Origin of the sequence: Streptomyces hyderabadensis, assembly GCF_020404845.1 — a bacterium.
Taxonomy (GTDB): domain Bacteria; phylum Actinomycetota; class Actinomycetes; order Streptomycetales; family Streptomycetaceae; genus Streptomyces; species Streptomyces hyderabadensis.
Genome location: NZ_JAIOJZ010000068.1, coordinates 22270 through 30600, shown reverse-complemented (window position 1 = coordinate 30600; position 8331 = coordinate 22270). Strand labels below are relative to the sequence as shown.

Below are 8331 nucleotides of genomic sequence, written 5' to 3'. Positions count from 1 at the left end.
GAACTGCTTGGGGGACAGGCCGCGGAAGTCGCGGATGCGCGGCAGCGCCAGCGACAGGGTGCGGTCCAGGAACTCCCACATGCGGTCGCCACGGAGCGTGACGTGGGCACCGATCGGCTGACCCTCACGCAGCTTGAACTGCGCGATGGACTTGCGGGCCTTGGTGACGGCCGGCTTCTGACCGGTGATGGTGGTCAGGTCGCGGATCGCGCCCTCGATCAGCTTCGAGTCACGGGCGGCGTCGCCGACACCCATGTTGACCACGATCTTCACGAGGCCGGGGATCTGCATGACGTTCTCGTAGGAGAACTCCTCACGCAGCTTGCCCGCGATCTCCTCGCGGTACTTCGTCTTCAGACGCGGAGTGGTGGTGGTAGCCATCAGATGTCCTCACCCGTCCGCTTGGCAACGCGGATCTTGTTGCCCTCGTCGTCGAAGCGGTAACCGACGCGCGTGACGACCTTGTTGCCGTCCTTCTCCACGACCAGCTGGACGTTGGAGACGTGGATCGGGGCCTCGGTGGTCACGATGCCGCCGGCCTGCGAACCGCGAGCGGTCGGACCGGCCTTGGTGTGCTTCTTGACCCGGTTGACACCCTCGACCAGGACACGGTCCTCGCGGGGGAAGGCCGCGATGACCTTGCCCTGCTTGCCCTTGTCCTTGCCGGTGATGACCTGGACCAGGTCGCCCTTCTTGATCTTCATGCTCACAGCACCTCCGGCGCGAGGGAGATGATCTTCATGAACTTCTTCTCGCGCAGCTCACGGCCGACCGGGCCGAAGATACGGGTGCCGCGAGGGTCGCCGTCGTTCTTCAGAATGACGGCGGCGTTCTCGTCGAAGCGGATGTACGAGCCGTCCGGACGGCGGCGCTCCTTGACGGTGCGAACGATGACCGCCTTGACGACGTCACCCTTCTTCACGTTGCCACCGGGGATCGCGTCCTTGACGGTGGCGACGATGACGTCACCGATACCCGCGTAGCGGCGACCGGAGCCACCGAGCACACGGATGGTGAGGATTTCCTTCGCACCCGTGTTGTCGGCGACGCGCAGTCGCGACTCCTGCTGGATCACGTCTATCTCCTGAATGTCTGCCGGTTCCCCGGGAGCCGGTCACCTGGGTGAACGGCTCCCGGAGCCTGGCGGAACTGTCCTGCGAGGAATGCCCCGCAGGAGATCTTTTACTTGGCCTTCTCGAGGATCTCGACGACGCGCCAGCGCTTCGTGGCGGACAGCGGCCGGGTCTCCATGAGGAGGACGCGGTCGCCGACGCCCGCGGCGTTCTGCTCGTCGTGCGCCTTCAGCTTCTCGGTACGGCGGATGACCTTGCCGTACAGGGCGTGCTTGACGCGGTCCTCGACGGCGACGACGACGGTCTTGTCCATCTTGTCGCTGACGACCAGACCCTCGCGGGTCTTGCGGAAGCCGCGGGCGGCCTTCGTCTCTTCAGTCACGTTGCTCTCGCTCATCAGGCGTTCTCCACCGTCTCGATGCCGAGCTCACGCTCACGCATGAGGGTGTAGATCCGGGCGATGTCCTTGCGGACCGCCTTGAGACGGCCGTGGTTCTCGAGCTGACCCGTGGCCGCCTGGAAGCGGAGGTTGAACAGCTCTTCCTTGGCCTCGCGGAGCTTCGCCAGAAGCTCCTCGTTGCCCAGCTCGCGCAGCTCGGACGCCTTGGTACCGGCCGACATCACGCTTCACCTGCCTCGCGCTTGACGATCCGGCACTTCATCGGCAGCTTGTGGGCCGCACGGGTCAGCGCCTCACGGGCGATCTTCTCGTTGGGGTAGGACAGCTCGAACATGACCCGGCCCGGGTGCACGTTCGCGATCCACCACTCCGGAGAACCCTTACCGGAACCCATGCGGGTCTCGGCCGGCTTCTTCGTGAGCGGGCGGTCCGGGTAGATGTTGATCCAGACCTTGCCGCCACGCTTGATGTGGCGGGTCATCGCGATACGCGCGGCCTCGATCTGACGGTTGGTCACGTACGCCGGCGTGAGGGCCTGGATGCCGTACTCGCCGAACGCAACCTGCGTACCGCCCTTGGCCATACCACGGCGCTTGGGGTGGTGCTGCTTGCGGTGCTTGACCCTACGGGGGATCAGCATGACGGTCAGGCCTCCGTTCCGGTGCTCTCAGCCGGAGCGGCAGCGGCGGACGCGTCGGCCTTGGGAGCCTCGGCGGCCGGAGCCTGCTGCTGCTGCGGCTTGCGCCCACGACGCTCGCCACCGCGGCCACCGCGGGCCGGGCGGTCGCTGCCGCCACGGGCCGGACGGTTGCCGGCGCGGGCGGCGGCGTTCTCGGCGCGGACCTCGGCGATGTTCTTGACGTCGCCCTTGTAGATCCAGACCTTCACGCCGATGCGGCCGAAGGTCGTCTTGGCCTCGAAGAAGCCGTAGTCCACGTTCGCGCGGAGCGTGTGCAGGGGCACGCGGCCCTCGCGGTAGAACTCCGAGCGGGACATCTCGGCGCCGCCGAGGCGGCCACCGCACTGGATCTTGATGCCCTTGGCGCCGGCCTTCATCGTGCCCTGCATGCTCTTGCGCATGGCGCGACGGAAGGAGACGCGGGAGGAGAGCTGCTCGGCGACGGCCTGGGCAACCAGCTGGGCATCGGTCTCGGGGCTCTTGACCTCGAGGATGTTCAGCTGGACCTGCTTGCCGGTGAGCTTCTCGAGCTGACCGCGGATCTTGTCGGCCTCCGCACCGCGGCGGCCGATGACGATGCCCGGACGAGCCGTGTGGATGTCCACGCGGACGCGGTCACGGGTGCGCTCGATCTCGACCTTGGAGATGCCGGCGCGCTCCATGCCGGACGTCAGCATCCGACGGATGGCGACGTCTTCCTTGACGTAGTCCTTGTACAGCTTGTCGGCGTACCAACGCGACTTGAAGTCGGTCGTGACACCGAGCCGGAACCCGTGCGGGTTTACCTTCTGGCCCATTACCGGGTTCCTTCCTTGCTGCTGACGACCACGGTGATGTGGCTGGTCCGCTTGCGGATCCGGTAGGCACGGCCCTGGGCGCGCGGCCGGAACCGCTTCAGGGTCGGGCCCTCGTCGACGTACGCCTCGGAGATGTAGAGGCTGTCGGCGTCGGTGTGGTCGTAGTTGTGCGCGGCGTTGGCGATGGCGCTGTCCAGCACCTTGCCGACCGGCACGCTCGCGGCCTGCGGGGCGAAACGCAGGACCGCCTGAGCCTCCGTGGCGTCCATGCCACGGATGAGGTCCACCACGCGGCGGGCCTTCATGGGCGTGACGCGGATGTACCGCGCCTGGGCCCTGGCTTCCATGGTTGTCCCTTCAGTGTTTGTCATGGTCATTCCACCCCGCTGTTAGCGGCGCTTCGACTTCCGGTCGTCCTTGACGTGACCCCGGAAGGTGCGCGTCGGCGAGAACTCGCCGAGCTTGTGGCCGACCATGGACTCGGTGACAAACACCGGGATGTGGGTCTTGCCGTTGTGCACCGCGATCGTGTGGCCGAGCATCGCCGGGACGATCATCGAGCGACGGGACCAGGTCTTGATGACGTTCTTGGTGCCCGCTTCGTTCTGGGCGTCCACCTTCTTGATCAGGTGGTCGTCGACGAAGGGCCCCTTCTTCAAGCTACGAGGCATCTCAACCCGTCCTTAGCGCTTCTTGTTCGTCTTGCGGCGGCGGACGATGTACTTGTTCGACGCCTTCTTGGGCGAACGAGTACGGCCTTCCTTCTTGCCCCACGGGGACACGGGGTGACGACCACCGGAGGTCCGGCCCTCACCACCACCGTGCGGGTGGTCCACCGGGTTCATGACCACACCACGGACGGTCGGGCGAACGCCCAGCCACCGCTTGCGGCCCGCCTTGCCCCAGTTGATGTTGCTCTGCTCGGCGTTGCCGACCTCGCCGACCGTGGCGCGGCAGCGCTGGTCGACCAGGCGGATCTCTCCGGACGGCATGCGCAGGTGGGCCATCGAGCCCTCCTTCGCGAGCAGCTGCACGGAGGCACCGGCGGAGCGGGCGAACTTGGCGCCGCCACCGGGACGGAGCTCGATCGCGTGGATCGTGGTACCGACCGGGATGTTGCGGAGCGCCAGGTTGTTGCCCGGCTTGATGTCGGCCCCGGGACCGTTCTCGACGCGGTCGCCCTGCTGCAGGTTGCGCGGGGCGAGGATGTAGCGCTTCTCGCCGTCGGCGTAGTGCAGCAGCGCGATGCGCGCGGTGCGGTTGGGGTCGTACTCGATGTGCGCGACCTTCGCCGGCACGCCGTCCTTGTCGTGCCGACGGAAGTCGATGACGCGGTAGGCGCGCTTGTGTCCGCCACCCTGGTGGCGAACGGTCACACGACCGGCGTTGTTACGGCCGCCCTTGCTGTGCAGCGGGCGGACCAGCGACTTCTCCGGCGTGGACCGCGTGACCTCGACGAAGTCGGCGACGGAGGAGCCACGGCGGCCCGGCGTCGTCGGCTTGTACTTGCGGATTCCCATTTCTCAGTCCTCGTCCGATTCCGGACGATCCGGACCTCCGTCAGGAGGTCGGACCGCCGAAGATGTCGATACGGTCGCCCTCGGCGAGGGTCACGATCGCGCGCTTGCTGTCGGCACGCTTGCCGAAGCCCGTGCGGGTCCGCTTCCGCTTGCCCTGGCGGTTGATCGTGTTGACCCCGGTGACCTTGACCGAGAAGACCGCCTGGACGGCCTCCTTGATCTGGGTCTTGTTGGAGCCCGGCGCGACGATGAACGTGTACTTGTTCTCGTCGAGGAGCGCGTAGCTCTTCTCGGACACGACCGGCTTCAGCAGCACGTCACGGGGGTCCGTGAACGCCTTGCTGGCCGGGGTGACGACGGTGTTCTTGCCCTCGGCCTCGTGGCGGCGCGCCTTGGCGACGCGCGCGGCCTTGGCGGCCTTGGCCGCCTTGGAGGCGATGCTCGGGTGACGCGTAGCCATCAGGCTTCGCTCCCTTCGGTGTCAACGGCCTTGTCGGGGCCAGACACGAAGGACTCGAAAGCGGCCTGGGTGAAGACCACGTCGTCCGAGACGAGAACGTCGTACGTGTTCAGCTGGCCCGGCTCCAGGATGTGGATCTGGGGCAGGTTGCGGGCGGACAGCCACGCGGCCTCGTCGCTGCGGTCGGCGACCAGGAGCAGGTTCTTGCGCTCGCTGATCTTGCCGAACAGGGTCCGGGCGGCCTTCGTGGACGGGGTCTCGCCCTCGATGACGCCGGAGACGACGTGGATGCGGTTGTGGCGGGCCCGGTCGGTGAGGGCGTGGCGCAGGGCCGCGGCCTTCATCTTCTTCGGGGTCCGCTGCGAGTAGTCACGCGGCACGGGGCCGTGGACGACGCCACCGCCGGCGAACTGCGGCGCACGGGTCGAACCCTGACGGGCGCGGCCGGTGCCCTTCTGGCGGTACGGCTTCTTGCCGCCACCACGGACCTCGCCGCGGGTCTTGGTCTTGTGCGTGCCCTGGCGGGCAGCGGCCAGCTGGGCGACGACGACCTGGTGGATCAGCGGAATGCTGACCTTCTCCACGCCGAAGATGCCCTCGGGCAGCTCGACGCTTCCGGTCTTCTCGCCGGCCGGCGAAAGGATGTCAACAGTGCTCATCGGTTACCTCAGGCCCCCTTGGCCGCGGTGCGGACCAGGACGAGGCCGCCGTTCGGACCGGGAACCGCGCCCTTGATGAGCAGCAGACCCTTCTCCGCGTCAACGGCGTGGACGGTCAGGTTCTGGGTGGTGACCCGCTCGTTGCCCATGCGGCCGGCCATGCGGAGGCCCTTGAACACGCGGCCCGGGGTGGCGCAGCCACCGATGGAACCGGGCGAGCGGTGCTTGCGCTGGGTGCCGTGTCCGGCGCCGAGGCCCTTGAAGTTGTGACGCTTCATGACACCGGCGAAGCCCTTGCCCTTGCTCTTGCCGGTCACGTCGACCTTGATGCCGGCCTCGAAGACCTCGGCGGTGACTTCCTGACCGAGGGTGTACTCGGCGGCGTCGGCCGTGCGGATCTCGACGAGGTGGCGGCGGGGGGTGACGTCGGCCTTGGCGAAGTGGCCCTTGAGGGGCTTGTTCACCTTGCGCGGGTCGATCTCGCCGAACGCGATCTGGACGGACTCGTAGCCGTCGACGTCGTTCGTGCGGACCTGGGTGACGACGTTGGGGCCGGCCTTGACAACGGTGACCGGAACAACGCGGTTGTTCTCGTCCCACACCTGCGTCATGCCGAGCTTCTCGCCCAGGATGCCCTTGATCTGCTTGGTCATCTCTCAGATCACCGGCCTCAGAGCTTGATCTCGATGTCGACACCGGCCGGGAGGTCGAGTCGCATCAGAGAGTCAACGGTCTTGGGGGTCGGGTCGAGGATGTCGATCAGGCGCTTGTGCGTGCGCATCTCGAAGTGCTCGCGCGAGTCCTTGTACTTGTGCGGCGACTTGATGACGCAGTACACGTTCTTCTCAGTGGGCAGCGGCACCGGGCCCGCGACCGACGCACCAGTGCGGGTCACCGTCTCGACGATCTTCTTCGCCGAGGAGTCGATGACCTCGTGGTCGTAGGCCTTGAGCCGGATGCGGATCTTCTGTCCCGCCATGGCTACTCAGTAGTCCTGTCTCTCGTAACGCTCTGGACCCGGTGGTCCTTGTCCATTCCGCTCCCCCTCCGACCCACGCGGTCGGGCGTGTCGCGCTCCCGCTGACATGGATGTCCCTTTTCGGGACTTCCCTGCAATGGGAGTGCGGGCCCTTCCGGAACCGCGGACCGGGGGCGAGAGGCCCACCGGGTGCCTGGCCGGCACCCCGCTGACGCTTCCCGGAAGATTCCCGTACGTCCGCCCCTGAGCAGGGACGACGAGTACTGTGGGACTCGCTTCCGGTCCCCCCGGCGGGAGGCGCGCAGCATCGGCACTCGACCGAGCAACCCCGCTAGTCTGCCATACGGGGCGCGGGGGTGGCCAATCGGGCCGGAGAGAATACCCCGGGGGTGACGGAGATCAAACCCGGGACGTGCCGGGCCGTGAACCAGAAGCGCCGACCGGCCCGTTCCCTCACAGGCGGTGTCCTCCGCATTGTGGGGAGCACTCGCTGGAGATGCGGGGGCCGGGCGCCGCGACAGCGCCGCAAGCTATGCCGAGGTGACGTGCCTCACCTGTGACCGCGGTGTCGGGGCCACTTGGTGTTGCGCGCGCCATTGGCCGTGATGGTCCATGAGTGCGGCGCGTCCTCCGGGCGAGTTACCCAGGGGATCGACTCCTCACCCTCTCGGAGCTGGTCCAGGATTTCGGCGGCTCGCTCGGCGCGATCCACCAGACGGACCGTGGCTACCGGCACGACGGGCTGGAAGACATGCAGGAAACCGTCGAAAGACCCAGGTCCGTACTGCTCGACCAGCCATTTGTAGTCGCCCGGGAGCCAAACGCCGAGGTCTTGCTCGACCCGGGGCCAGTCGACGCGGACGTCCACGTCCGGCGGGGCGGCACGATGCGCACGAGGTCGTCGCGTGCGGTCACAACACCCTCCGTCTCTCCGAAGAACTGCTCGCGTCGCAGCCTCACGCAGCAGCCTGAAACACACTCCTTCGAAGAGGTGCCGCCCGAGCGCCCCCTAATCACCCCTCACTCGTGCAGTCGTGCCACGGCGAACTGGATCAGCTCCTCGATGCCGATCTCGCGTGGTGCGCCGTTCTGCGTGGTCCAGTCCGCCAGATACCAGGCGCCGTGCCACTCGACGCGCCACACCGTGCCGTGGCGATTCTCGAACTCGACGAAGCTGCCGGCTCCGCCCTCGATGGCTCGCAATTCGCCGAGCAGGCGCTGCGGGTCGGTGAGGCCACGTCCTTTGTTGGTGCTCCGGCCACGGGTACGCGTGTTGGCGAACCGCATTCTCAGGAACGGCACCGGTGCCCGGTCCAGGTCCGTCAACCCGAGCATGCGGTAGCGCGTGACCGCCTCGTCCACGCTTTCCTCTCCGGAGAACTCGCAGGCGTAGGCGGGATACGTCAGCCGTACGTGTTCCGTCAGCTCCGGCTTCTCCGCACGGTAGAAGCGGTGCACCTGGGGCGCGACGGCCACGACGGCATCGAAGCGGCGCCCTGTGGGCGGCTCGAAGCCCTCGAGAGCGCCGAGAAAGGAGTTTCGGGCGACCATCTCGTCTTCGTGTTTCCGCGCGAACCGGAGGGTGGCGACCGCCAGGTCCTCGTCATAGGAGTCCCGGCCGCTCAACTGGAGAAGGCGCTTGCCGTCGGCAGACAGCGCGCCCGCGAAGTCGATACCCGGCGCCGGCGACCAGTGCCAGGCGTCGGGCAGTCCCGGCAGCGGGGCCGCCCCGGAGAATGCCGTCACTACGGCGCGAACGTCCAT

15 protein-coding genes are annotated in these 8331 nt (G+C 67.4%); all 15 read right to left on the bottom strand.

What is annotated here, in order from left to right:
- A partial coding sequence (rplE, locus tag K7854_RS33250) for a 50S ribosomal protein L5 (protein WP_226030274.1) occupies positions 1–381 on the bottom strand: 381 nt, incomplete at its 3' end.
- Entirely contained in the window at positions 381–704 is a 324-nt protein-coding gene (gene rplX / locus K7854_RS33245) for a 50S ribosomal protein L24 (protein ID WP_003992365.1), read from the bottom strand. The genes rplE and rplX, both read right to left, overlap by 1 nt.
- Positions 705–706: 2 nt before the next feature.
- A complete protein-coding gene (rplN, locus tag K7854_RS33240; protein ID WP_003974257.1) occupies positions 707–1075 on the bottom strand; it encodes a 50S ribosomal protein L14 in 369 nt (122 codons plus the stop codon).
- Positions 1076–1182: 107 nt separating this feature from the next.
- Entirely contained in the window at positions 1183–1470 is a 288-nt protein-coding gene (gene rpsQ / locus K7854_RS33235; RefSeq protein WP_019329634.1) for a 30S ribosomal protein S17, read from the bottom strand.
- Positions 1470–1694 carry a 50S ribosomal protein L29 gene (gene rpmC / locus K7854_RS33230; RefSeq protein WP_007494763.1) on the bottom strand — a complete coding sequence of 75 codons (225 nt, stop codon included), beginning with the start codon at positions 1692–1694 and terminating at the stop codon, positions 1470–1472. Before rpmC ends, rpsQ begins: the two co-directional genes overlap by 1 nt.
- Positions 1694–2113: a 50S ribosomal protein L16 gene (rplP, locus tag K7854_RS33225; protein WP_003974260.1), complete on the bottom strand. Its 420-nt coding sequence runs from the start codon at positions 2111–2113 to the stop codon at positions 1694–1696. The genes rpmC and rplP overlap by 1 nt, the downstream gene beginning before the upstream one ends.
- 5 nt (positions 2114–2118) lie before the next feature.
- Positions 2119–2949 (bottom strand): 30S ribosomal protein S3, encoded by an 831-nt coding sequence (gene rpsC, locus K7854_RS33220; RefSeq protein WP_226030273.1) that lies wholly within the window; start codon positions 2947–2949, stop codon positions 2119–2121.
- Positions 2949–3296 (bottom strand): 50S ribosomal protein L22, encoded by a 348-nt coding sequence (gene rplV, locus K7854_RS33215; protein ID WP_019329637.1) that lies wholly within the window; start codon positions 3294–3296, stop codon positions 2949–2951. The genes rpsC and rplV overlap by 1 nt, the downstream gene beginning before the upstream one ends.
- A 42-nt stretch (positions 3297–3338) precedes the next feature.
- On the bottom strand, positions 3339–3620 hold the full coding sequence (rpsS, locus tag K7854_RS33210; RefSeq protein WP_010036728.1) for a 30S ribosomal protein S19: 282 nt from the start codon (positions 3618–3620) through the stop codon (positions 3339–3341).
- Between the two features lie 12 nt (positions 3621–3632).
- Positions 3633–4469, bottom strand: coding sequence for a 50S ribosomal protein L2 (rplB, locus tag K7854_RS33205; protein ID WP_030400225.1), 837 nt, complete (start codon positions 4467–4469; stop codon positions 3633–3635).
- A gap of 40 nt (positions 4470–4509) precedes the next feature.
- On the bottom strand, positions 4510–4929 hold the full coding sequence (rplW, locus tag K7854_RS33200; protein WP_007443985.1) for a 50S ribosomal protein L23: 420 nt from the start codon (positions 4927–4929) through the stop codon (positions 4510–4512).
- Entirely contained in the window at positions 4929–5588 is a 660-nt protein-coding gene (gene rplD, locus K7854_RS33195) for a 50S ribosomal protein L4 (protein WP_226030272.1), read from the bottom strand. Before rplD ends, rplW begins: the two co-directional genes overlap by 1 nt.
- An 8-nt stretch (positions 5589–5596) precedes the next feature.
- Positions 5597–6241 carry a 50S ribosomal protein L3 gene (gene rplC / locus K7854_RS33190; protein ID WP_102929061.1) on the bottom strand — a complete coding sequence of 215 codons (645 nt, stop codon included), beginning with the start codon at positions 6239–6241 and terminating at the stop codon, positions 5597–5599.
- A gap of 17 nt (positions 6242–6258) precedes the next feature.
- Entirely contained in the window at positions 6259–6567 is a 309-nt protein-coding gene (gene rpsJ, locus K7854_RS33185; RefSeq protein WP_003948644.1) for a 30S ribosomal protein S10, read from the bottom strand.
- Positions 6568–7587: 1020 nt separating this feature from the next.
- The gene (locus K7854_RS33180; protein ID WP_226030271.1) at positions 7588–8331 is read right to left on the bottom strand and encodes a hypothetical protein; all 744 of its coding nucleotides are present in this window, start codon (positions 8329–8331) and stop codon (positions 7588–7590) included.